The sequence below is a fragment of the Leptospira alstonii serovar Sichuan str. 79601 genome (genome assembly GCF_000347175.1).
In the GTDB taxonomy this organism is placed as follows: domain Bacteria; phylum Spirochaetota; class Leptospiria; order Leptospirales; family Leptospiraceae; genus Leptospira; species Leptospira alstonii.
This window is the reverse complement of sequence record NZ_ANIK01000034.1, coordinates 27982-50260: the sequence shown is the minus strand read 5'-3', so window position 1 is coordinate 50260 and position 22279 is coordinate 27982. Positions and strand designations below refer to the sequence as shown.

General features: G+C 42.7%; 24 protein-coding genes and 1 pseudogene. 2 read left to right on the top strand and 23 right to left on the bottom strand.

The window, feature by feature from the left end:
* Nucleotides 1-93: 93 nt before the first annotated feature.
* Entirely contained in the window at nucleotides 94-1152 is a 1059-nt protein-coding gene (locus LEP1GSC194_RS22585) for a zinc-dependent alcohol dehydrogenase (RefSeq protein WP_020773172.1), read from the bottom strand.
* 23 nt (nucleotides 1153-1175) lie between these two features.
* Nucleotides 1176-1400: a tautomerase family protein gene (locus LEP1GSC194_RS08040; RefSeq protein ID WP_036041782.1), complete on the bottom strand. Its 225-nt coding sequence runs from the start codon at nucleotides 1398-1400 to the stop codon at nucleotides 1176-1178.
* Between the two features lie 278 nt (nucleotides 1401-1678).
* Between LEP1GSC194_RS08040 and LEP1GSC194_RS08035 the strand changes: the two are divergent.
* Nucleotides 1679-2276, top strand: a pseudogene (locus tag LEP1GSC194_RS08035) (TetR/AcrR family transcriptional regulator).
* A gap of 243 nt (nucleotides 2277-2519) precedes the next feature.
* Here LEP1GSC194_RS08035 and LEP1GSC194_RS22580 read toward each other — a convergent pair.
* The 16 genes from LEP1GSC194_RS22580 to LEP1GSC194_RS07955 form a co-directional block, all read right to left on the bottom strand.
* The gene (locus LEP1GSC194_RS22580; RefSeq protein ID WP_173644581.1) at nucleotides 2520-2834 is read right to left on the bottom strand and encodes an HNH endonuclease; all 315 of its coding nucleotides are present in this window, start codon (nucleotides 2832-2834) and stop codon (nucleotides 2520-2522) included.
* A 396-nt stretch (nucleotides 2835-3230) separates the two neighbouring features.
* Nucleotides 3231-3965: a hypothetical protein gene (locus LEP1GSC194_RS08025; RefSeq protein ID WP_020773175.1), complete on the bottom strand. Its 735-nt coding sequence runs from the start codon at nucleotides 3963-3965 to the stop codon at nucleotides 3231-3233.
* A gap of 89 nt (nucleotides 3966-4054) precedes the next feature.
* The gene (gene gspN / locus LEP1GSC194_RS08020; protein WP_020773106.1) at nucleotides 4055-4978 is read right to left on the bottom strand and encodes a type II secretion system protein GspN; all 924 of its coding nucleotides are present in this window, start codon (nucleotides 4976-4978) and stop codon (nucleotides 4055-4057) included.
* Entirely contained in the window at nucleotides 4975-5502 is a 528-nt protein-coding gene (locus LEP1GSC194_RS08015; protein WP_020773107.1) for a hypothetical protein, read from the bottom strand. Before LEP1GSC194_RS08015 ends, gspN begins: the two co-directional genes overlap by 4 nt.
* Before the next feature lie 7 nt (nucleotides 5503-5509).
* Nucleotides 5510-7135 (bottom strand): cell division FtsA domain-containing protein, encoded by a 1626-nt coding sequence (locus LEP1GSC194_RS08010; protein WP_020773171.1) that lies wholly within the window; start codon nucleotides 7133-7135, stop codon nucleotides 5510-5512.
* Nucleotides 7136-7141: 6 nt separating this feature from the next.
* Complete coding sequence (locus LEP1GSC194_RS08005; protein WP_036041780.1) at nucleotides 7142-8380, bottom strand: type II secretion system minor pseudopilin; 1239 nt, start codon at nucleotides 8378-8380, stop codon at nucleotides 7142-7144.
* Nucleotides 8343-8987 carry a type II secretion system protein GspJ gene (locus tag LEP1GSC194_RS08000; RefSeq protein ID WP_020773143.1) on the bottom strand — a complete coding sequence of 215 codons (645 nt, stop codon included), beginning with the start codon at nucleotides 8985-8987 and terminating at the stop codon, nucleotides 8343-8345. The genes LEP1GSC194_RS08005 and LEP1GSC194_RS08000 overlap by 38 nt, the downstream gene beginning before the upstream one ends.
* 9 nt (nucleotides 8988-8996) lie before the next feature.
* Nucleotides 8997-9542 carry a type II secretion system protein gene (locus LEP1GSC194_RS07995; protein ID WP_020773096.1) on the bottom strand — a complete coding sequence of 182 codons (546 nt, stop codon included), beginning with the start codon at nucleotides 9540-9542 and terminating at the stop codon, nucleotides 8997-8999.
* Complete coding sequence (locus LEP1GSC194_RS07990; RefSeq protein ID WP_036041778.1) at nucleotides 9517-10086, bottom strand: prepilin-type N-terminal cleavage/methylation domain-containing protein; 570 nt, start codon at nucleotides 10084-10086, stop codon at nucleotides 9517-9519. The genes LEP1GSC194_RS07995 and LEP1GSC194_RS07990 overlap by 26 nt, the downstream gene beginning before the upstream one ends.
* 21 nt (nucleotides 10087-10107) lie before the next feature.
* Entirely contained in the window at nucleotides 10108-10587 is a 480-nt protein-coding gene (gene gspG, locus LEP1GSC194_RS07985) for a type II secretion system major pseudopilin GspG (protein ID WP_017809173.1), read from the bottom strand.
* 21 nt (nucleotides 10588-10608) lie between these two features.
* Entirely contained in the window at nucleotides 10609-11835 is a 1227-nt protein-coding gene (locus tag LEP1GSC194_RS07980) for a type II secretion system F family protein (RefSeq protein ID WP_020773149.1), read from the bottom strand.
* 5 nt (nucleotides 11836-11840) lie between these two features.
* Nucleotides 11841-13514, bottom strand: a complete 1674-nt coding sequence (gene gspE / locus LEP1GSC194_RS07975; RefSeq protein WP_020773177.1) for a type II secretion system ATPase GspE — start codon at nucleotides 13512-13514, stop codon at nucleotides 11841-11843.
* Between the two features lie 2 nt (nucleotides 13515-13516).
* Nucleotides 13517-15304, bottom strand: coding sequence for a type II secretion system secretin GspD (gene gspD, locus LEP1GSC194_RS07970; RefSeq protein ID WP_020773102.1), 1788 nt, complete (start codon nucleotides 15302-15304; stop codon nucleotides 13517-13519).
* Between the two features lie 4 nt (nucleotides 15305-15308).
* Nucleotides 15309-16214 (bottom strand): type IV pilus biogenesis, encoded by a 906-nt coding sequence (locus LEP1GSC194_RS07965; protein ID WP_020773161.1) that lies wholly within the window; start codon nucleotides 16212-16214, stop codon nucleotides 15309-15311.
* Nucleotides 16215-16273: 59 nt separating this feature from the next.
* Entirely contained in the window at nucleotides 16274-17284 is a 1011-nt protein-coding gene (locus LEP1GSC194_RS07960) for a LysM peptidoglycan-binding domain-containing M23 family metallopeptidase (protein ID WP_086005169.1), read from the bottom strand.
* Complete coding sequence (locus tag LEP1GSC194_RS07955; RefSeq protein ID WP_020773174.1) at nucleotides 17253-17627, bottom strand: type II secretion system-associated lipoprotein; 375 nt, start codon at nucleotides 17625-17627, stop codon at nucleotides 17253-17255. Before LEP1GSC194_RS07955 ends, LEP1GSC194_RS07960 begins: the two co-directional genes overlap by 32 nt.
* Before the next feature lie 167 nt (nucleotides 17628-17794).
* Between LEP1GSC194_RS07955 and LEP1GSC194_RS07950 the strand changes: the two genes are divergently transcribed.
* Nucleotides 17795-19330, top strand: a complete 1536-nt coding sequence (locus tag LEP1GSC194_RS07950; protein WP_020773162.1) for a YifB family Mg chelatase-like AAA ATPase — start codon at nucleotides 17795-17797, stop codon at nucleotides 19328-19330.
* Between the two features lie 19 nt (nucleotides 19331-19349).
* Here the strand turns inward: LEP1GSC194_RS07950 and LEP1GSC194_RS07945 are convergent, their stop codons facing one another.
* The 5 genes from LEP1GSC194_RS07945 to LEP1GSC194_RS07925 all read right to left on the bottom strand — a co-directional run bounded on the left by LEP1GSC194_RS07945 (nucleotide 19350) and on the right by LEP1GSC194_RS07925 (nucleotide 22233).
* A complete protein-coding gene (locus LEP1GSC194_RS07945; RefSeq protein WP_002995996.1) occupies nucleotides 19350-19547 on the bottom strand; it encodes a hypothetical protein in 198 nt (65 codons plus the stop codon).
* A gap of 95 nt (nucleotides 19548-19642) precedes the next feature.
* Nucleotides 19643-19993, bottom strand: coding sequence for a YraN family protein (locus LEP1GSC194_RS07940; protein ID WP_020773124.1), 351 nt, complete (start codon nucleotides 19991-19993; stop codon nucleotides 19643-19645).
* A gap of 48 nt (nucleotides 19994-20041) precedes the next feature.
* Entirely contained in the window at nucleotides 20042-21226 is a 1185-nt protein-coding gene (locus LEP1GSC194_RS07935) for an HD-GYP domain-containing protein (protein WP_020773104.1), read from the bottom strand.
* Nucleotides 21223-21492 (bottom strand): EscU/YscU/HrcU family type III secretion system export apparatus switch protein, encoded by a 270-nt coding sequence (locus tag LEP1GSC194_RS07930; protein WP_017808659.1) that lies wholly within the window; start codon nucleotides 21490-21492, stop codon nucleotides 21223-21225. The genes LEP1GSC194_RS07935 and LEP1GSC194_RS07930 overlap by 4 nt, the downstream gene beginning before the upstream one ends.
* Nucleotides 21493-22233 carry a hypothetical protein gene (locus LEP1GSC194_RS07925; RefSeq protein ID WP_017808658.1) on the bottom strand — a complete coding sequence of 247 codons (741 nt, stop codon included), beginning with the start codon at nucleotides 22231-22233 and terminating at the stop codon, nucleotides 21493-21495.
* Between the last annotated feature and the right edge of the window lie 46 nt (nucleotides 22234-22279).

Sequence of the window (22279 nt, the reverse complement as noted above, 5' to 3'; positions counted from 1 at the left end):
GGAAAAGGCCTGAATGGGTTTACCGTTCAGGCCTTTTTACTTTTTAACGTGCGTTTGATATAAGGTTCTGTCCCGAAAGGGAACTCGCGTTATCTATATTTTGGGTTGGAAAACCTTCGAGAGAATGCTTGGTCGAACTAATACCGGCTTCATGGAAGGATCACGCAAAACCTGAGGGGCATCGTCAAACGCTCTCACTTCAGTAACCATTAGTTCCGGTTTTACTCTTCCGCTGGTAATGAAATCAACAGCCGCTTCAAAGTTAGGTCTGCCCATTCCACGCCCCGTGTAGAAGTGCAAACCCTTCGCATACATGTCTAACATCGGAAATGCAATTTCTCCAAAGTGTCCACCGATACTGGAGCAATAACCCTCAGGTTCCGTAGAACGAATTGCACATAAAAGGCCTTCCGCCGAAGCACTCGCATCAACCGTGATGGGATATCTGCCGGGACGTTTGCCGATACGTTGTCTAGGGGCGCTTTCAATCGGATTAGCTCCTAGTTTTCCGGCGATTTCCAATCGCATTTTGTTTGTATCAACATAGTCAACGGATCCCGCTCCAGCGGCCTTCGCATAGGCAGCCGCAAACAGTCCGATGGAACCGGCGCCGCCCATAATCAATACGTCGGCTCCGCAATTACGAGAAAGATGAGGCACAGTTAACTCGTAGCCGAAAGGGATATTATCGCTTAGACTTGCGACGTGGGAGGGGTTGATTCCCGGCGGCAACCCGAATAGCGTCGCATTTGCATTTGGCACACGAATATAATCCGAAAAAAAACCGCCCCATTTGCCGCCCACGGACATACCGAACATCGCACCTTGAGGATAGGAAGCGCAGGTATTCATCAATCCTCGTCGACATCTGTGGCATTGACCGCAAGAAATATGCCAACTAACAACGACTAACTGCCCCGGATAAAACTGCCTTACTCCTTCTCCGATCTCCACTATCTCACCGATACATTCGTGGCCGATATCAAAAGGACCTTTAAAAGGAGTTTTGCCTTGGATAATCATTACATCCAAATCGCAAGTCGACGACGCCACCGGGCGAACGATTGCGTCTTCCGGGTGTAACAATATGGGTTTTGGCATTTCACGCCAATCTAACTCTCCCGGTGAAAGGTATGTGAGAACTCGGTTCATCCTGTTCCTCTCGTATTGTAAGCTTATTCCGCTTTTTCGATCGATTTTTTCATCGAGTCCAAAGTAACCGCTTTTCCGGACATTCCCCAACCTCCGTCCGGGACTTCGTTAATATGCACCCAAGTATATCTACGAACTACCGGTTTTCCTTCCGCTTCGACAACCGCATCCGTTACCTTTTGAATCATATCACTTTTCATCTCCGCTGACAAAGATCCGGCTGGTACAAAAATTTGAACAAGTGGCATAACAATCTCCTGTAATGTATAAATCAGGGTGTATGATGATCATCATAATTTTCAAGAAAAATTTTATCAAATCCCAGAGAAATATAGGAGAATATACCGATTTATACCATTTCTTTACGGGTTGCCAAACGAAGTGTGAATGAAAAAATATGATCATTTGTATAGCAATTTACCTGTCGAATCTGAAATCGCAGTAAATCGTTCTACTTCACGTCTGTTCGATATCATAAAGATTCTTTACACCGATCTCACATCCATTCAGGGAGAAGAATGATGAAATGCAAAAAATAGCTCGCACGAAACAAGAGATGATAACTGCGGCTCGTAAACTGATTCAAACAAAGGGAGTAGCCGCAACGGGCCTTATGGAAGTGGTTACGGTAGCGGAAACTTCAAGGGGTTCCATTTATCATCATTTTCCGGGCGGGAAGGACGAATTGATTTGTTTGGCAATTGATGAGGCCGCCGTTCTTGCGGAAGCGAGTATCCTTCGTGCTGGTAAAAAGGGACGAAATGTTGTTGACGTGATTCGGAGAATTGCGTCCGTTTTTCGAATGATACCGGAAAATTCAAAATGGCAGGTGGGTTGCCCTGTTGCGGCAACCGCTATCGAGGGACATTCTCAGTCGCCGGTCGTACGCGATGCGGTAGCAAACGCGTTCTCTCGTTGGAGCAAAGCAATCGAATTCACTTTATCGAATGCGGGTCTTGAACCGGATAAGGCGAAATTGGCGGGAGTGGGTATCATAGCGGCTCTGGAAGGCGGTTTGATCTTAGCCCGTGGCCTATCTTCTTCGGAACCTTACGACGCTATTGTGGATTTGATTATCGCCGGAGTTACAAGAAAAGAATCCTTCGAAAAATAAACAATCCTGAAAATACCGGATTTATTGTTAGTAAATTACTATTATTTAATATAATAAATCCATAAACTATCCATATAAAGAATATAATTTCCGTTCCGCCAATCAAATGAACAAACATATCATCACAATTCCTATAAAAGCAAATACCCGCCTGTCTCCAATAACTTTCAAAACCACTCGCAGTTGATTTCAATTTTCCGAAAGTAGCTTTTGTTCTTTTTGAATTTTATTGGGATAAAAATTTTAGTTTTTCTTATATTTCACCGTTTTCTTTTTCATAGCGAATCAAAGCATTATGCCATCTTTTCATCGAATCGTCAAAAAATTCTATGGATCTATCTTGAATGTAGGATTTATACCAGTCGATTAGACCATTCCAATTTTCAAGATTTCCTTTTTCGTGAATCGAAAATCCGATCTCTGCGATTAAAGAATTAGATTTCAATAAATTATTCTTCATAGAAGTAGTCACTAAATTTTCATAGGAATCAGAACCATCTTTCGCTATTGGAACAATATGATCGCAGGTTGGTATAAATTCCCAATAGGCAATATGGCATTCGGACATTTTCCAATTTGTATGATACGGAAAGGATGTAGTCAAATTGAATGAAATCAATCTGAGAACATTCGGAAATATAAGCTGATCGCCGGTATAACGATCTATAAATCCATCCCGGATAAATAAACTCAGTTTTTCAAAGGCGGATAACTTTCTTTTGTTATATGAAATGGATCTGTGCGGATAATGAGTATCGACGATTTCTTTAGCACCGGAAACGTCGTTTTTCATTAAAGAATCCGTAACGTCTATAATTGATCTTAAACCTTTATTCATTAAAATACATATTCCCGCTATGAAGCCAATTCTGTATCGATTCAAAACTATAAAACAAACCGAAGAGATATAATTAGTAGTAACTTATTGGTTAAAAATTTGTTCAAAAGATTCCAAGTATAGGAACTACTGCACTTTCCTTTTGAAATTTTGTGAGAAATTCTTAATAAACGTTTTTCTAAAGTCTCTACCCATTCCTTGAATCTGAATTTCAAATCGTCTATCATCGATCTTTTTTAAGTCTGTGACTTGGTAAAGCCCATTCATCTCTTTTTTGTAATCGAAAGTTTCAATCACTTTACCTGAATGTAAACTATAAATCCAAAATTTTCCGTCATCGGGCCCATGGACCGGTTGTCCAAGAGCAATTCCTAAACTAGGATCTATATAAAAATTATAGGAATTGATTTCATTTATTTTTTTGAGATTTTTATCATAGTAGGTAAGATATGTCCCGCCTCCTGTAGTACCCGTCTCAAATATAATTTTATCCTTATACCAGAATAGATTGTGACAAGCCATTCCCGGTCGAATACTGCGAATGGAAGTCTGATTTCGTTTTTCTAAACGAAAGAGCGTTAGACGATAGAATTTTTCTTTATCGGCCCGGTGATAAACGACTAACTCTTTTTTATCAGGCGATAGAAATAATTTGTCTAAATTTTCCCAGTTTGCAAAGTGACTCAGTTTTCTTGTTATCTTTCCGTGTTTGAAATAGATCTGCCGATTATAAGCCTTACCTTTTACGACGATTTCTCCGTCCTTCCAGCGCAAAGCGTTCGACTCCGACATCGTTTCGCTTAAATACGAAAAGTAAATCCCTATGATAAGCGATAGAATCTTTTTCCAATCAGCATCCATGATCTAATATCTTTTGAATACTATTGGATTTTGAATCGATCAAGATAACGATACAATTTGTTTCTTAACCAAGTCCGGTGGTTTCAAACTTAAGGAGTTCCCGGTGCAGGTGGCCCGGTTAGTCCTGGAACTTTCACTTCCGGTTTGTTGACGGTTCCCAAAACGGGAATACACTTGGCCCCGCTTTGTTTTTCCAAAAGAGTAAGCATATCCGCTATGTCCTGTCTTTCCAACGCAAAATTGCGATCCAGTTCCAGACAGATTCTAAGATTCAACTGAGAAAAGGACATGCTCTCCGATAAACGAATGTTTCCCGTGATATCAAAACGAGCGATCGATGTGTCTAACGTAAAATCGTTGAAAATGAGATTCCCGCCTTGAAGATTCACTTTTGTAAGAAACTTTTTAATCGTGATATTTTTTAGTTCGCCTAAAAGAGGGATTTCAGGAAGTTCTTGAATCATGCCCGAAGACGACCCGGCCGGGATTTCCAAATCCAAACTGCCGTTCATTCTCGTTAAGCCCTGGTCTAAGTTATCAAATTTTCCCTGGCCCTCAAAGTTGCGGATTTTCGCCAAAGGTCCGTTTTCCGTATCGATCTTTAAGGAAACCAGTTTAAACTTACCGTCGAATTTTTTCTTAATCAAACCGATTAGGGAGGTTTTCAGAACCGCCTCTTCCGTTTTGATTTTAAGATTGGAAGATGTCGTGATTTCGAGAGTATCCAGAGTGATGTTTCCCAAAAGCGAAATACTCAGATCCCTGAAATTGACGATCGTCCCCGTTTTAGCGGAAGAAGAATTTAAAGAACTTCGAATGATTTCATCCAAAGGAAACAACCAGATCGTAAAGATGAGAAAAGAAAATACTCCGGTTCCGATGAGGATTAATTTTTGTTTCAGCGTAAATCTAGGTGCGGCTTCCTCCTCTTCCTCTTGCAATTCAAGAGTTAAGAACTCTTCCTCTTCGCGAGTAAGCGCCGTCTCTTCCTGAAACTCTTTTTCTTTTTTCATCGTTTTGCGCCCGCCACGCGACTATAGGTGGAGAGTTTCAGATTTACATCATAAACTTCCTTTCCTTGAAACGGCTTCTTAAAATTCAAATATTCCACTCTGGCGTTAATCATCTTGTTCTTTTCTATATCGTAGATCAGCCGAAATATGTTGTCCAAGGTAACGGATCGAAAATTGATATCGATCGTAATCCGGTTGTATTTCTTATCTTCGATCGAATTGAAATCCTTCATCGTCGAAATTTTTTCCTTCAATCCGTATCTTACAATAATCTCATCTAACTTCGCATAGACGGCGCTTACGTCGGCTTCACCTCCGGAAGAATCCAAGGATCTGAAGTCGTTGAACTCTTGGATAATCTTATCCAGTTTTACGGGTGCGGTTCTCGAATCCTGAACACTTTCGGTCAGACCTTGACGGAGAGTTACCACTTTACGGATCGTCATAAATACGATCAGCAAAAGAATCGCCCCGATTCCTCCGAGTACGATGAGTCTTTCTCTGGGCTCTAATTTATCAAGCATGGCGGTCTTAAAACGATTCCTCCGCAGAAACTGGTTTATTGGTGACTTTCATCTTAATGACGAAGGATACTTTATGGTTTTTGACGCCTTGCATCAATTTTTTATCCGCAATCTCTATATCCTTAAACATCGGAGATTTTTCCAAGGATCTTTGTACGACGCCGATTTCACTGAACTCGTTCACTCTTCCGCCGATTTTGACAAGATCCTGATCGTAATCGAACTGATCCAACTGAAAAGGTTGCATATCGGAAGAGGGAAAGTTCATGGAAAGTTCGAATAGAATGTCAAGAATGCTCGGTTTACTCAAATACAATCTGTAAATCTCGGTCTTTTTCTTTTCGTCGTTCTTGAGTTTAGCAGCATATTCTAATATATCCACGTCTTCGGGGACGGTTGTACCGAAACCTCTCTGGAATTTTTCGGCGAGCATTTTATCGCTAGCGCTGAGTTTGCGTTTATCGATTACGATTCCTACGAAAAAAACCGTAATCAAAATGAACAAGGAAATCCCCGAAAAAATCAAATGCGGTCTAAACTGTTCGAAATTTAGAATGTTCTTATTGATTCGTTTAACGTGAGGAGTATCGATAAAATCGATCTTATCTTTTTTCGGAAATCCGAAATGATAACCCATTCCCAAACAGGTAGAAAACGTATCCCCGTTCAAAGACAGAAAATCGTATCTACGAACCATAAGTCCCAACGAATCTCCTAAAAAAGATTCAATTCCACGGATCTTACTTCCGCCTCCCGAAAGATATAAAACCTCCGGCCTTTCGGTTTCGCTCATAGATACGATACTTCTGTGAATTTCGGACGAAAGTTTTTCCGCAAATTTTGCCGCAGTTTGAAACGCCTTTTTGATATCGGTCGTTTTGAGTTTGAATTCTTTAGCGAACAGATTGAGACCGTCTTCCTCCGTCGCAAAAGGTTCGAATTGAAGAGAAAGTTTGATGGCTTCCGCTTTTTCAAAAGGAATCTTAAGATCGGAAGCGATCTGGTCCGTAAGAGTGTCCCCTCCCACGGAAATGTATCTCGTATGAGCGACTTTTCCTTCGCACAATAGATTTAAGATCGTAACCCGTCCACCTATGTCAACTTGGGCGCAATTCTTAAAAGTGATTTCTTTGTTGGAATGTTCGGAGATGACGGAAGAAAGGCTGACCGAATCCACGAACAAACCTCTAAATACAATATTACTTTCGAAAAAAGGCGCGGTGATAAAATCCAATTCGCTGTGGTGCGCCGAATACGCGATCACGTCCGATTTTTCCTGATCGATTCTCCAGATATTTCCCGTTACTTCCACCGTTTCCATCGGAAACGGAATTCTATTTTCCACTTCGAACGGGATCACTTCCCGAATCGCTTTTATAGTCGTGAGAGGAATATGAAGTTCGCGTACAAAAAGACGGTCCAGGGGAAGATTCAAAACAACGCTCGTTTCGCCGGGAAAATAGGAATTGATGAAGCGCAGAATATTGTGTCTGTATTCGTCCTCTTCTCCATGAGATATACTCATGATCTCGGAACGTAAAATACTTAACTTTCCCAGAACTTTTTGAAAGAGAACGCCCTTGATCGTACTCGTTCCGTAATCGATTGTGAGAAATTGATCGTAAATAAACATCTGTCTTTAATCTTCCATGTAATAAAGCATTTGGTTGTTGGTTAGATCGAAAATACCGGTGATTCTGCGAATTGTATTCCCCACTTGACCTACGGCTACGATTCTAAAAATTTCTCCTTTGGTTTTTACTCTTCCGCCGGAGACGTCCGTTCCTTCTCCCGCAAGTTCCTTATAAAGAGTCAATCCGCCTGCGGTCGGAATTTGAAATTCCTGAAATTTTTCCAGATCCTTCAGTTCTTTGATAAAACCGCCCCGTTCCAATTTGAATTTAAGAATTCTCATGGCGGCCTGTTTAGTCATAAAATCGGATAAAGACATCAAAACAAAGTATGGCGCGCCGTTCAAGTTGATTCTATCGTCCGAGTTTTGTCCGGAGGGAACGTATGCGGTTATGTTATTCGCCAAGACAAAATCGCTATCTCCGATCAAGGCCCTTTCCTCCTCCGACTGAAACGCTTTGGAATATTTTTGATCGAAATCCGCCGGTTTTAGAGAACCGTAAACCGTCGCTCTGTCGAATCCTTTTATAGAAACAAGTTCGGAAAGAGAATACATAAAGGAATTCTTATTCTTCCGAGGCGGTTTTAGCGATGAGTAATATCCGTCTTCAGCGCCCCCGCCCGTTTCCTGAAGATCGGTGTCCAACCAGTCGAAGATCGGAAAAATTTTTTCCCGTTTGATACCGAATTGATCGAAAAGTCTAGAAAGCATTTCTACGGAACGTAGATTCTGCTGATTGTCGTCTTGGTTCAAGAGAGAATTCAGATTGATCTTTCCGTCTTCGGAACTGATCTTATAATAAATGGTTCCGCCTCCCAACGGCAAAGGAGGAGGATTGAGTGCGATTCCGCTTTTGTAAAGATACTCCTCCGGAATTTTTTTGAGCGCCCCCAAGGCTCCCTGAAAACCCGCCTTTGCCAGAAGAAGCGCCCTAAATCCGTCCGCCGCCGCCTGAGCCACTCTCCTTTCGCCTAAGGAACGTTCTCCGAATTCGGTGGCGGTATAAAACGATGCGGTTCCGATCGCCATTACGAGAATCACGACCATAAAACCTTCTCTGGATTTTCCAACTTTTAGTCCGGATGAATAGGACAAAGATGTTTTTGCGTGTTTGTTTTCGATTTCAAATAAAACGTTTCGGCGACGGATCCGCGCCATAAAAAAAGGCGAAAAAATTCTCCGAATGGAATTCAATAAAATTTGAATATTACTTAAAAAGAATGCCCGGAAACGCGAGAGTTTCATAACGGACCTCCTTTTTTCCGGAGTTTACGATCAGCTCTACTCGAATGAGTCTAGGAATGGCTTTTGCGAGTTTGGAATCCCACTCTTCTTCCCATTTCGCCCCGGTCCTAGAATACTTGAGTTGAAAACTTTCTACGTGGGTCAATAACGTATATTCGGTTCCTCCCGATTTCGGATAACGATCCACCATTTCGTCCTCTCTTCGGATAAGAACGTTATAATTGGAATTATCGGTCATAGGTTTTAAGTAGAAAGAAACTTCCCGCACCTCCGGCATGGAAGTCTCCTCGGAATTAGGATGAGTGGCCGCAAAATCCAGACGATCCTTACGATCTACTCCTCTTCCTTCGCTTTTACCGATAAAAATCAATCTTCTCTGCGTTTGATGAAAGTATGTCATCGCAATCGTACTCCGGACGTTCTCCATCGCAAGAAGAATGTCCCTTTTTGCCGCGCCTTCGGGAGAAGAGGATTCCCTGGAAATTTTAAGAGCTGTATAATACGTCGAAAAAATTCCCGTAAAAATCACGCCCAAAATCATGACCACGATCGAAAGTTCGATCAAGGTGAAACCGCTTCGTTTGAAATGGACGTTCTTTATCTTCATTCTAAACTCTTAATATTGTGCGGACTTGAACGTTTCCGCCGTATAGGATTCCGCTCCGCTCCCGGTGGGATATTTGATCGTAACCTTGATTCTAAAAACACGGATGATTCCCGCCGTTGCCGCTCCTTGGTTCGCTTGTCCCGATCTTCTCATAATCAATTTATTCATTTCCGAATCCCGACCGCCGAGTAAATCTTCGGGTTTTTTACTGTCTTTTCCCGAGAGTTTCAGAAGATCCATGTCCTCTTCATTGATTGCCGTTTCAAAACTATAACCCGGATAACCGGGGATATTCCCAGAGGTCTTATCGGATTGAAGCACGGAAACGGAATCGATCTGAGCCATTTTGATTTTAGCGAGATGGACAGCGTTCGAGATCACCACCGCCATCCTCTGTTGTCTGATTCCGTTGGAGATAACCATATATGTGTAAGTCATCGCAATTCCGGCTAACGCAAGCGCGATCGAAACTTCGATCAAATTGAAACCCTTTCGGATCGATCGGTTTTTCAAAACAAGGAATGAAAATTTACGGTTGTTGCTGTTCATTCTCATCCTGTTCTTTCCAATTCTTATCGGTCGCCAAATTCGAAGAAGTATGAAACTGCTCGCCTTCCAAAACGGAAACCTTCCCTCCGTATCGATAAAGAATTAAGGTTCTGTAAATGGAAGGGTCGTTTCCCAAATGTACGCTATAATCCGCCGAGATTCCGAGATAGGTATACGGAACCTTGACGATTCCTTTCGTATATCTAAAACCTCTAATATCGGTGATGTCTATAATTTCGGAGGTATAAGGAAGTTTCTGGGGTTTAAAAACCAAGACCTCTTTGAGTCCGCTTTCATCCCGAACCAATTTTTTGACCGTATATGTGTCGTTGTCTATATCCAATTCCAATACCATCGTGGTATTCATGAGAATGGATTTTCTATAACAAAATTCGGCGGCTTGTTTTAGGGTTTGGGCCGCGTCGCTTCCGGAAGGAATGATGAAATTCGCGGCGGTACTTGCAAGAATACTAATCAACCCTGCGAGGATCGCAATCACTACGATCAACTCGATCAAAGTAAATCCTTTCCGGATAATCCTAATTTTCATAACCGGAAAGGAAAGAGAGAGTTACTTTTTGTGGCTGTAGTCGGAAGGGTATTCGTCTTCGTTGAGGATGTTGAAGTCAGCATTTTTACCTTCTCCGCCTTCTTTTTTATCCTTACCCGTGGTCACGAGTTGAATGTCCCCGTTTGCGTCTCTTTTGAGTTTATACGCGGTTCCCCAAGGATCGTTGATTGCGGCTTTTTTATTCAAGATGGGTTTCCAATCTTCGGGAACTTCCCCCGTGGTCGGCTTTTCCACCAAAGCTTCGAGACCTTGTTCGTCGGAAGGATAGGTACCGTAACGTTGCGCGTATCTTTCCAGATGCGATTGAAGTTCGTAGGCGTCTTTCTTCAATTTGAGCGCGGCGGTATCGTCGCTGATTTCACCGGGACGGAAATTGGAATAAACGAGGGCGATCAGAGCGCCTAAGATGATCACAACAACGGCGAGTTCGATCAGCGTCAGACCCTTTCTGTATTTTCTTTTTAATTTGGACAGATTCAATTGAATTCTCCTTATTCTAAACTATATATTTTGAAGTTGCTGCGTCAAGTTGTACATTGGGACCATGATCGAAGCCATAATCGTTCCAATCAAAAGACCCATAACCACGATCATAAGCGGCTCCATGGATTGTGTCATCGTTTTAATCGCGGTGTCCACTTCCGTATCGTAAATATCGGCGAGTTTATTCATCATCTCCGGAACCCGGTCCGAAACCTCTCCAGCGGCGATCATACCGATCACCATCTGAGGAAGGATCGCCGAACCGCTGAAAGAAGCGGAGAGTTTTTCTCCTTCTTTGATTCGTTCCACCGCGTTTTTAATTTCTTCTCCGAATATGGTATGATCCACGATCTTTTCCACGATTACAAGAGTGGCGATCAGGGGAACACGGTTACTTAAGAGAATTCCTATGTTTCTCGCAAAACTACTCACGAGAACCTTACGCGCGAGAGAACCCAAAATCGGAATTTTTAATACGAACTCGTCCCAGTTTCGTTTTCCTTTGGGAGTGTTCTTGTAATAGATAAAACTTACGACCGCTCCGAAACCGAGCGTAAGAAGTAACCACCAGAATCCTATTAGAATATCAGAAACTCCGATTACGATACGAGTGATAAGAGGAAGTTTGGCGTCGAACTGCAAAAACAATTCTTGAATCTGAGGAATGACCACGGTTAACAAAAAGATCGTAACGAAAATGGATAAGGAACCCATGATGAACGGATAAACCATCGCAACTTGAACCTTTGCTTTGAGTTCGCTCGACTTCTCCTCGAGTTCGGCGAGTCGGGTCAGAGTCGCTTCGTAATCCCCTGTTTTTTCACCGACTGCCACAAGGGAAGGAAACTGACTTGGGAATACGTCCGGATGTTTTTTCATCGCTTCGGACAAGGAAGAACCTTCCGTGATGTTCGCCTGCATTCCCGTTAGAACTTTGCGGAAATTCTCATTATCCGTTTGCTCTACGATACTCGAAAGAGATTTGTCTAAAGGGATTCCCGCGCCGAGGAGAGTCGCGAGTTGTCTTGAAAAGAGTCCGACTTCTTTACGTGGAATTCTATAAAAGTATTTTGCTAGGAATGGGAATAACTCTCTGTCTTTTCTTTCGGAGTCTTCGGAGATACTGCGAACATAAAGACCCTTGTTTTTCAACTTGGATCTTGCGGCTTGAAGAGAAGCCGCGTCTATGATTCCCTTCTCTTCCTTTCCTTTTTTGTTGAATGCGACGTAAGAATAAATTGCCATGACGTTTAAGTTACTCGGAGGACTTCGTCGATGGTCGTAACCCCGTCGATTACCTTTCTAATTCCGTAATCTTTTAGAGTATGAAAATTATGTTCGAGTGCGATCTCGTTCAATTGTCCCGCGTCCTTACCTTGTAGGATCGCATGTTTAATGTGAGAATTCACCAACAAAAGTTCGTAGATTCCCGTTCTTCCTTTAAAACCGGTTCCCATACAATGAGAACAACCCTTGCCTTTGTGAAGCGTTCCGTTCTTCAAGGCTTTTTTGGGAATTCCGATGGATTCCAATTCGGAAACGGTCGGCTTATAAGTTTCCTTACACTGAGCACAAATCACACGCACAAGTCTCTGAGCCATAAAACCCAAAACAGTGGAAGTGATTAAGTACGGTTCGATTCCCATGTCCACCAAACGAGTCGCGGCGCTGGCAGCGTCGTTCGTATGTAATGTGGAAAACACAAGGTGACCCGTAAGAGAAGCCTGGATCGCGATCCTCGCAGTTTCCTCGTCCCGAATTTCCCCCACCATGATCACGTCCGGGTCTTGTCGTAAGATCGCTCTTAAACCGGTAGCAAAGGTAAGACCGATTTTTTCCTGCATCTGCATCTGAGAAATTCCTTCGAACTGGTATTCCACCGGGTCTTCGCAGGTGATGATGTTTCTTTCTTCGGTGTTCAGTTCACTGAGCGCCGAATACAAGGTGGTGGACTTTCCGGATCCTGTTGGACCGGTTACCAGAATGATTCCGTGTGGTTCATAAATCAGGGATCGAATCGTTTGAATCAATTCCGGATAGAACCCCATCGTTTCCAAAGAATACTTTTGATCCGTTTTATTCAAAAGCCTCATCACGATCCTTTCTCCGAACTGACAAGGAATCGTGGAAACCCGGATATCGATGTCTTTTCCCGCAAGTCTGAGTTTGATCCTTCCGTCCTGGGGAAGTCGATTCTCCGCGATGTTCAAGTTCGACATGATCTTGATACGGGAAGAAATTCCGGCGTGATACGATTTGGGAGGACTGAGAACGTTATGCAAAATACCGTCCACACGATAACGGACGATCAAAGATTTTTCATACGGTTCGATGTGAATATCCGAAGCTCTTTCGTTGACCGCTTGCGAAAGAATCACGTTCACCATCTTGATGATAGGAGCGTCGTCGCTTAGATCGAGTGAATCGTTTTCGAAAGCCTCCGCGAGTTCGGAAAAACTACCTTCCATCTCGTTCAGCATTTCTTTCGCCGACGAAGAGGTGGTATCGAACTGAGAATGGATGATCCTCATGATCTCAGGTTCCGGAGCGAGAATGAATTCCACGTCGTATCCTTTTAAGAAGTTACGCGCGTCGTCCATCGGATGTAGATCGGACGGATCGGACACGGCGATCCGAATCGTATTTTTGGAACGTTGAAACGGAACGATTCGGCTTCTTTGAATCAGTTTCAGAGGAATCTGTAAGAACACTTCATCCATTCCCGTAAACTCGAGTTTTTCCCTGAATTCGAATTGATAGAGTTTGGACAAAGCGCGGAGAATATCGGCCTCTCCGGCGATTCCTTTTTTCTGAATGATATGACTGAGGGGAAGGTTGTTTTTTTTCTGAACTTTAAGGGAATCTTCGAGATCTTTTTCGGATATGATCCCCTCTTCGATTAGGATATCTCCGAGAGTTTTCAAGGTCAGTCCCCTCTTTCTTTGATTTCTTTTTCTTTGTTGAGGATTCTTTCTCTTTCGAGTTCGTAACGTTCCTGTTGCATTTTTTTCTTTACGGTCATCTTATCCGCATTTTCCCTACTGTCTAGTATATGCGGTGTGATAAAAACCATCAAGTTCGTCTTTTTGATTTTTTCCGTGGTTCTTTTGAAAAGATGACCTAGATACGGAATGTCTCCTAGAAAAGGAATTTTAATGATTCTTTTTTGTTTGTCGTTCGAGATCAACCCCCCGATCACGATGGATTGAGTGTTTTCGATCGAGACGGAAGTTTTGATCTCTCGTCGATTGAAGGTCGGGTTTCCGCCGGAAAGAGCGATCTCGGCGATATTTTTGATCTCTTGGAAGAGTTCTAGAGTAATCCTATTGTTTTTGTTTACGTGCGGAGTGAACTTGAGTTTGATCCCGGTCGGACGATATTCATAGTTATCCACGGTCACCGCGTTCGTTCCACCCGTTCCCGCGTTTCTACTCTGCGTTCTTACAGGCACATCTTGACCGACGCTAATCTCCGCCTCTTGATTATCCACCGTAAGCACCTGGGGAGCCGATAATACGTTGAAGTTTTCATTCCCTTGGTTGGCGCTTAAAATTCCGATGATTTGTTCCGAACCGGCTTTCAAAAATCCCAAAGAGAAACCGCTGAGAGTGTTGATATTCGGATTCACTTGACCGTTTGAATTGATGATATTCGCTTCCTTGGAAAGCCCCGAATTGAACTGACCGAAAGCCTCTCCCTTATATCTCCAATCGATCCCGAAATCGTTCAAATCGCTGGAAGTAAGCTCCACGATCAAAACCTCTAAAAGCACCTGTTTTCTTGCGGAATCCAAAACTTTAATGATCTTTCGAATCTCCGCCCATTCGGCGTTTGTAGCGGTTACTATGACGGAGTTGGATTCTTTATGACCGACCGCTTTGATTTTATCGACTTTAGGGGGCATCTGTCCCTGAGCTTTTTTTTCGGGACTTAGTTCTTCGGCTTGAATCACCGGATTGTCCAGTTTCACCAGGGTCGCCGCAATCTTTTCAGCCTCGCTATGTTCCAGTGTATAAATATGAACGTCACCCGCAGACGCGATCGAACCCGGACTCGCCTCTTCCAATTTCAAGTCGAGTTCGTTGATTAAAACCAACAATTTATTGATATCGGCCGCCGAACCGGAAAGTACGATCGTATTCGTGTTTCTATAGACGATCACGTCCGTGTTCGGAGAAGTAAGACGTTTGAGGATCGGTTCCAATTCTTCCGGTTTTACGTTTTCAATCGGAATGATTTGAGTGATGTTTCTGAAGTCGCCCACTTCGTTTTCCGGAATCAAATCCTTACCGACTCGAACCACGGGCGATCTTGCGAGTGCATCCTTAATCTTGACGATAGAAATCAGATCTGGTTCTTCCACCACGCCAAAACCGAGCGATTCTAAAACGGATTTCATAAAGATGAAACCGTTTTTGATCGGAATTTCCTTTTGAGAAATGATCGTGATTTTTTTACCCTTTAAACTTTCATCCAAAAGAATATTTTTCTTTAAAATGGCGCTCATTCCTTTGAGAAAGTCGTTTAGTTCCGTGTCTCTCCAGTTTGCGTAGAATGTTTTTTCCGTCGGTTCTTCCAACACGGCCGATTTCGTCTTAACGGAAGTCTTTTTCTTACTCTGAGGAAATACGGGTTTGTCCCATACTAAAAACAAAAGTATGAGAATGGAGAATATTCTGAAAATTGGAAGTTGACTGATTGTTGTTCCGGGCATTTTTTTAGTTTCTGATAATAAATTCGTAGGTGAGAATCTGGCTACCTCTTTCCACATCTACCGTAATCTTATCGGCAGTTTTTACGGCTCCCCAGATTTCCAACATTTTTTCGGTTTCGGTCAACGGCATACCGTTCACTCGTTTGATGATATCTCCGTTTCTGGCTCCTAAGGCATAAAAGATATGTTCCGGTGTTACGCTATAAATTTTATAGCCGGTTATCTTTCCATTGATTAGCGCGGGACCGAACCTTGCATTCTTAAAGATCGCAGCTTGGTCTTTCAACTTACGGTTTACGTCCTGCCTCGAGAGAACCTTTCGAATCGTATCTCCCGCCGGAGGTTGGCCCCCTTCCGCTTTTGCACCGGCGTCCAAATTGAGTTTGGCCCTTGCTTCTCCCGGAGTTTGACCGATCTCTACCTTGAGAGAGATTCCACCTCTTTCCAAAACGACGTAGTTGAGCGCAATCGAACGGATCTTATAACCCCCAACTGTCTCACCGGTCGCAAATTCTTGAGCTTCGGGTTTTCCTTTTTCCACAATCGTAACCCGAGCAAATGACCAGTGACCGCTCAAGGTTCCGGTGACTTTCATTTCCTCTCCCTCACCCGTATCCGGAGGAGCGGCCGACATTTCACCTTCGGTGGGAATTTCACCTTCCCTGGGAACGATTCCCCGAATTAGATTTCCTTGAGCCATCTCTTCATAAGAAGAAAGAGATCGGTTGGCGGTTTCCGGACCCATTTTGCGAACCGGATTTATGTTGGAATTTGCCGCTTGAACGTTCGGATTTAAAAAAGCGAGAATGACCGCTCTTAAAAGATAAGAAAGCGAATACGAAAAAAATAAAATTACGGGAATGAGAGTATAGAATGTATTCTTCCGTAGTTCTAAAAAAATCGCGTTCATAGGAATCCGATCAGTAAATTTCTTTCAAAGAAATCGAAATGTTTCCGATTTCCATCCGATTACAATCTGGCAAATTTACCCGGATCTAAAGGCGTAACAATCTTCAGAGCCTTTTTCAGAGCAACGTCCGGATTCATCCGATTTCCGTTTAAAAAAACTTCAAAATGAAGATGAGGTCCCGTAGCCGAGCCGGTTCTGCCAATTGCCCCTATGACCGTTCCCGCACTGATTCTCGTTCCCTGTTCGATCGTAATTTTCGAACAGTGAGCGTACATCGTTTTATAACCGTTCTCGTGATCGATGATAACCGTATTCCCATAACCTCCGTTCACTCCGGCAAAGGATACGACTCCATCAGCCGACGCAAGAATCGGAGCGCCTTGAGAACCTGCAAAATCCAAACCGGTATGATAACCGCCCGAACCCGTATGAAACGGATCCTTTCTTCTACCATAACGAGAAGTTATTTTTGCGTTTAAGACGGGATGGACAAACAATTTGCGAAATTCCACTTTTTCGCGGCTTGCGTTGCGGACTTGAACCGGGATGGAAATACTTTGACCGACTTGAAGAGTTGAATTCTTCTTCAAACCGTTTGCCGAGAGAATCTTTTGAACGGAAGTTTTCATTTCCCTCGCGATTTTGGAAAGGGAATCTTTCGGTTTTACAACATAACTTTTATGGATGATTCCGCTATGACTCACGATTTTGGAGGAAATGATCTTATTGACGTTAATAAAACTGGGAAGTTCTAAATTGGATTTGTCCTTATGGTAATTGAGGGAATATTTTTCTTCCTGCCAATTTTCGGGAGATTGGGAGAATAGTTGTTTAATCTTACGCTCTTCCTTATCGGAAAAAAAAGACGAGTCCTTATTGGTATATTCGGAAATCTCGGCGTCGTAATTTTTCAAAGGGTCCGCAAAAAGGGAACTCAGGACCAAGGAGGAAATCAAAGGAATAAAAAAAAGTTTTCCATTCACTTTCTTAGTATCGGACGCGGCTCTAGCCGATCTTGATCCTGCCCTTCCGGAGGACTTATTTTTTCTTTTTGTATTCCAAGAGTTCATTGGCTATCAGTTTATCCAAGTCATCTACCGTAATTTTTTTAGCGCCGTACTCATCATTCAGTTGGTAAAGGATCATTCTTCCGATGGCGTATTCTCTTTTATGATCCGCAGGGTAACATTTAATTTTCACCATGGAAGGGGTGGATTCCACGTAAATCCGAACGAGCATTCCCTTCTTAAAGGTTTCCGTATTGGAAACCTTTTTGTCTTTCGTTAGGTAATAAATTTTTTCCGAATAATGTTCGTTGATATGAGCGATTGCGTCTTTGCGAATTAGCCGGTTGCCGCAACCCGCGAGAAAAAGAAAAATCGCCGGAAGCAGGAAAACGGTGATACGAAACATTTCAGAGCAAAATTACAGAGGCTAAACGTATTTGAAACTAGTTTTTTTGAAAAAGACCGGATTACTCGTTCAATTTTTGAACTTAAGTACGATTTTCTAACACAAAATCATTATCTCCCGTAGTCCGCCGGTAAAAGAGACGGAACCGTACTCTTACGGAGGGAAATATGAAAAATTCTTGGATCTGTCTGACCGGAGCCAACTTGGAAGGTTTAGATTCGTTTGCAGTCGATGTGGAAATCAATCTAAAACGGGGCCTGCCTCGTTTTATGATCACGGGACTTGCCGCTCAATCCATTCGAGAATCATCGGAACGAGTCAAAATCGCTCTGGAAAACAGCGGTTACTCCTGCCCACTCCAAAACATTCTGGTCAATCTCGCGCCTGCGGGAAGAAAAAAGGAAGGAACTCTTTTGGATCTTTCGATCGCGTGCGGAATTCTAGCGTTAACCGAACAGATCTTTCCATCCGGAAAATTACAAAGGACACTTTTTCTGGGAGAATTGGGTCTGGACGGAAGTTTAAAACCGCTCAAGGGTGTGTTGCCTATCCTCTCGGGAATTTCTTCGGAAAAATACGACACGGTAATCGTTCCTTTTGAAAACAGAGAGGAAGCGGCGCTTTTACGAAAATTCGAAGTCTTTGGGATTTCTCATTTGAGGGAACTGGAAGAAGTTCTTGGAAATCGGAGAACACCCGAGACAAAATCAAAAATCCAAATCAGAGATGTTACAATCGCTAAAAATATAGAACTGTATCAAGATCAAATGGTCGCATTTAGAGCCGTTCAAATCGCGGCGGCGGGATGGCATCATATTCTTTTATCCGGGCCGCCCGGAATCGGTAAAAGTCTTTTGGCAAGAACGGCGGTTCTTTTACTTCCCACTCCCGAAGAAAACGAAGCGCTCGATATATTAAAGATTCAATCCGTAATTTCTCCTTTGAAAGAACTGATCGCCGAAAGACCTTATCGAGCTCCTCATCATACGACTTCGGACATAACCTTGGTGGGAGGTTCCAGGGATCTGAGAATGGGAGAAGTCACATTGGCAAATCGAGGGATTTTATTTTTGGACGAACTAGCGGAATATAAATCTGGAATTTTGCAATCTCTTCGAGAACCGATGGAAGAAGGGAATATTACGGTTTCTAGAATTAGCGGGACCGTCGTTTATCCGGCGAATTTTTTATTGGTAGCCGCAACCAACCCTTGTCCTTGCGGATTCTACGGAGTCAAAGGAGGAGGTTGTTCCTGCAACCCTCAAAAAATCAAAAAATACCAATCTCCCTATTCGGGACCGTTTCGAGATCGGATCGATTTGAAAGTGGATATGTTTCCCGGCAAAGAAAAAAAGCGAAAGAGGATTTTCGTTTCGTTGGAAGAATCTAGAAAACAAATTCAAAGGGCCTCGGAGATTCAAAGAGAAAGATACCGTGGAAGCGGATTTTATTTCAACGGACAACTTCGAGGAGAATTCGTGAATTCTTATCTGAAGTTCGATTCGGCCTGCGAGGAAATCTTAGAAAATGAAATGAAAAAGAAGCGGTCGAACTTGAGCGTTCGGAAAGTCAATCAGATTCGGAAAGTAGCGCGGACGATTGCGGATCTGGAGGAGAATTCTTTCGTAAAAGAGGAACATCTTCTAGAGGCCCTGAATTTCCAAATGCCGGAAAAATACGGAGAAAACAGGGCCATCGCTTAATTCCCGTTAAGCGAGAAGTTTATTTTGAAAGAAAGTGGGAGATTTCCATCGCAATTTTATCGATCGCAAAATCGATATAACTCGGGTCCTCCAATTTCTTTTTATAATCCTCAAATTTTCGCTTCTTTACCGGCATTCCCCGTTTCCGAAGAATGACCGGATCCGGACCAAAATCGTCAGATTCGGCCAGATTCCCTAAAATCGTGATGCTCTTCATAGTTACTTCCTTGTAACGATTTAAGGCTCTCTTCCTTGAGAACCCGCAGACAATTTAAGAATTCGGTGCTTGTTGGAAGTACCTGAACCACTATTTCAGAAAAGATCAGGATAATATTCACATCCCTTTTTTTGATTTACGGAGACAAGACAGAATGAGACAAAATGGTTTCGAAAGGAAAGATTCTCCGAAAGAAAACCGTTCGCCGCCTTTCGCATTCGAGTCTGTTTCCCAAAGTTGAACGTAAAACGGGGATCAAACTCCTCGAAGTCCTTCCAAAACTTTACTTCCGAGAAAAATAGAACTTCGTCTTTGGTTGAGATTATGTCGATCTCACATCGAAGAAAACGGTAATTTCGTTTCAGAATCACGTGACCGAGTGAAATCAAAAAATTCGTAGCGATGGATTCTCCTTCGTTACCTTTGATCTTTTTGAATCTACTCAACGAAAAACTACGTCGTGTCCAAAATTTAATTTTACTTTATCAAAAAAATTATGCGGTGATTTCCTGAAGATCCACCGGACGGGAAATAAAAAGATTCGTTTCCTTTAAAAGATCCACGAGGATCAGATTTCGAACCATTTTACCATATTCGTCTTTTATAATACGAATGTACGGTCGGATCGGTTTGTCGAGATTCGGACCTAAAACGACTCCGATTCTTTTGTCCGATAATTCAATACAAGAGCCGACAGGATACAAAGAGAGATGATTGAGAAGCGTTCGAACCAGTTTCAGATCGAATTTTCCCACGTCCATACTGATCATCGACTTGATCGCTTCGTGTGGAAGAATTTTCTTTCTATGAGGACGATTGGTCACGAGCGCGGAAAAGTTATCCGCAATGGCGTAAATTCTGGCTTGTTCTTCGATGGCGGTTCCGGCTAACTTTTGAGGGTATCCGTTTCCGTCGTAACGTTCATGGTGCTGAAGAGCTACGATCGCAAGATTGTTTTTCAATTTCATCCTTTGGGAAAGAATCTGATACCCTAGGATCGTATGTTTCATAATCGCCTTAAATTCTTCTTCGGTGAGTTGTTCGTTCTTCTCTGAAATTGTCGCAGGAACCTTGGACATTCCTATATCCGCAAGCAGACAGGAAATACCGAGGTCGATCATCTTCGGCCTGGAATACTCCAGAAGTTTTCCAAGAATCAAAGAATAGAAAGTCGCGTTTGCGATCTGATTGTACAGATAATACCCGGTAGAACTGTTCGCTAGGATCAAATACGATATGTTCTGATTGGACCGTACGAAATCGGTCAACCTTTCCGAAATCTCTCGAACCGAAGTGACTTCCAGAGGTTTTTCATCCAGTGTTTTTTTGAATACGTCTTGAATGACTTGGGTGGATTCCCTGAATAAATTTCCGAAAGTGATTTTGATCCGATTGAGGTTGTCGTAAACCGCCTTAAGAGGTTGCAACTCATCTTCTACGATCGTGTTGACGATCATATCGTCGATACTCGTTTCCAAAATGTTAGGATCGGACTGAACGTCCAATTGGAGCAATTCACCCGCCGTCATCACTTCCTCGATTCCGAATTTATTCAGTCGATCCAAATCGCTGTCGGTGACGGGAGTATTGGAAGTAATAAATAAATTTTCCTTATCTAAGTAAACGGGTTTTGAGAATCTCATTCCCGGCCTCAGTTCGGATACGGCAAACTTCTTCATCTTAACGTTTCCCTTTTTACGGAATTTGAATCCATTTCCAAGATCATAGCAAAGATAGCGCCGACGGCCCTATAAAGACCTTCCGGAATTTCCGAACCTACAGGCAGTTCGGAAAGGGATTCCGCGAGGATTGGATTTTCTACGGTTGGAACGGAATTTTTTTTCGCGATTTTACGGATAACGTCGCCTAAAAGACCGGACGCCGCAGCCGTGATTACGGGTGCGTTATCCTTTTGAGGGATGAATTTAAGCGCCACACTGATCATTTAAGCGTTCCATTCCTTTTGGATCAGGGACGGCTTATAAGCTAAATTATATCCCTGAAAACTTACCGACGATTCTATTAAACTTCTCTTAAATTTTTCTTTGTTTTGGCAAGCATGCAAGTACATTTTCAAATTATCAAAAGAAGCGTTGATTTGCATATCCTCTCCCGAAGTTTCCTTCCATAAAAACAGAACGACTGTTCTTCCCGTATTTTCGGTTTGAATCCGAAATAAGAATTTTTTAGATTCTCTCTGCGGGTCGTACACTCCTTCCGCATTACCTCCGTCAAACTCCCAACGAAAATACGGCAATTCCGAAGCCCATTCCAAAAAAGGATAATATGATTTTAAAACCTTGAATAAGGACGTTTCGGATGGAACGTCTTTAGTATCAGATCCCATCACTTTTTCGGAAAGTTCCCGAACGCTCATTCCAACGCTCTCCAATTTATGAGGAAAATCCTCTTTTCCAATCAATTCCCTTTCGACAATACGCAGTTCGATTCCTTTTTTATCGGATTTGGCGACTAACGTAAGTCTCTCTCCCACAAACAGAATATCCGATTTGGAAGAAACTCTCAACCGTTTACCGCCGATGGAAATCCATCCGCCTCCCGGAAAGACATCCAATACGAGACCCTTAAGGTTTGTTCCGCCGGAAAGGTCTAAACCTTGAAATTGGAATTCTTTCCCTAAAAGAAGACGTAAATTTCTCGCGGAAAAATCCGCAGAAAGTTTCATAAGAACCCGCTTTCGAAATGTATCATCCTAAACATGTATAGATATC

Coding starts and splice junctions, on each gene's coding strand:
- LEP1GSC194_RS07930 (WP_017808659.1), bottom strand. CDS start 21,492: ATGATCAGTGTGGCGCTTAAATTCATCCCTCAAAAGGATAACGCACCC.
- LEP1GSC194_RS08040 (WP_036041782.1), bottom strand. CDS start 1,400: ATGCCACTTGTTCAAATTTTTGTACCAGCCGGATCTTTGTCAGCGGAG.
- LEP1GSC194_RS08005 (WP_036041780.1), bottom strand. CDS start 8,380: ATGAAACTCTCGCGTTTCCGGGCATTCTTTTTAAGTAATATTCAAATT.
- LEP1GSC194_RS08015 (WP_020773107.1), bottom strand. CDS start 5,502: ATGCTTGATAAATTAGAGCCCAGAGAAAGACTCATCGTACTCGGAGGA.
- LEP1GSC194_RS07990 (WP_036041778.1), bottom strand. CDS start 10,086: ATGAAAATTAGGATTATCCGGAAAGGATTTACTTTGATCGAGTTGATC.
- LEP1GSC194_RS07950 (WP_020773162.1), top strand. CDS start 17,795: ATGAAAAATTCTTGGATCTGTCTGACCGGAGCCAACTTGGAAGGTTTA.
- LEP1GSC194_RS08000 (WP_020773143.1), bottom strand. CDS start 8,987: ATGAAGATAAAGAACGTCCATTTCAAACGAAGCGGTTTCACCTTGATC.
- LEP1GSC194_RS07925 (WP_017808658.1), bottom strand. CDS start 22,233: ATGAAACTTTCTGCGGATTTTTCCGCGAGAAATTTACGTCTTCTTTTA.
- LEP1GSC194_RS07980 (WP_020773149.1), bottom strand. CDS start 11,835: ATGGCAATTTATTCTTACGTCGCATTCAACAAAAAAGGAAAGGAAGAG.
- LEP1GSC194_RS08025 (WP_020773175.1), bottom strand. CDS start 3,965: ATGGATGCTGATTGGAAAAAGATTCTATCGCTTATCATAGGGATTTAC.
- LEP1GSC194_RS22585 (WP_020773172.1), bottom strand. CDS start 1,152: ATGAACCGAGTTCTCACATACCTTTCACCGGGAGAGTTAGATTGGCGT.
- LEP1GSC194_RS07935 (WP_020773104.1), bottom strand. CDS start 21,226: ATGAAGAAGTTTGCCGTATCCGAACTGAGGCCGGGAATGAGATTCTCA.
- LEP1GSC194_RS07965 (WP_020773161.1), bottom strand. CDS start 16,214: ATGAACGCGATTTTTTTAGAACTACGGAAGAATACATTCTATACTCTC.
- gspN (WP_020773106.1), bottom strand. CDS start 4,978: ATGAAAAAAGAAAAAGAGTTTCAGGAAGAGACGGCGCTTACTCGCGAA.
- LEP1GSC194_RS08010 (WP_020773171.1), bottom strand. CDS start 7,135: ATGTTTATTTACGATCAATTTCTCACAATCGATTACGGAACGAGTACG.
- LEP1GSC194_RS07960 (WP_086005169.1), bottom strand. CDS start 17,284: ATGAACTCTTGGAATACAAAAAGAAAAAATAAGTCCTCCGGAAGGGCA.
- LEP1GSC194_RS07955 (WP_020773174.1), bottom strand. CDS start 17,627: ATGTTTCGTATCACCGTTTTCCTGCTTCCGGCGATTTTTCTTTTTCTC.
- LEP1GSC194_RS07945 (WP_002995996.1), bottom strand. CDS start 19,547: ATGAAGAGCATCACGATTTTAGGGAATCTGGCCGAATCTGACGATTTT.
- LEP1GSC194_RS22580 (WP_173644581.1), bottom strand. CDS start 2,834: ATGTCCGAATGCCATATTGCCTATTGGGAATTTATACCAACCTGCGAT.
- gspD (WP_020773102.1), bottom strand. CDS start 15,304: ATGCCCGGAACAACAATCAGTCAACTTCCAATTTTCAGAATATTCTCC.
- LEP1GSC194_RS07995 (WP_020773096.1), bottom strand. CDS start 9,542: ATGAGAATGAACAGCAACAACCGTAAATTTTCATTCCTTGTTTTGAAA.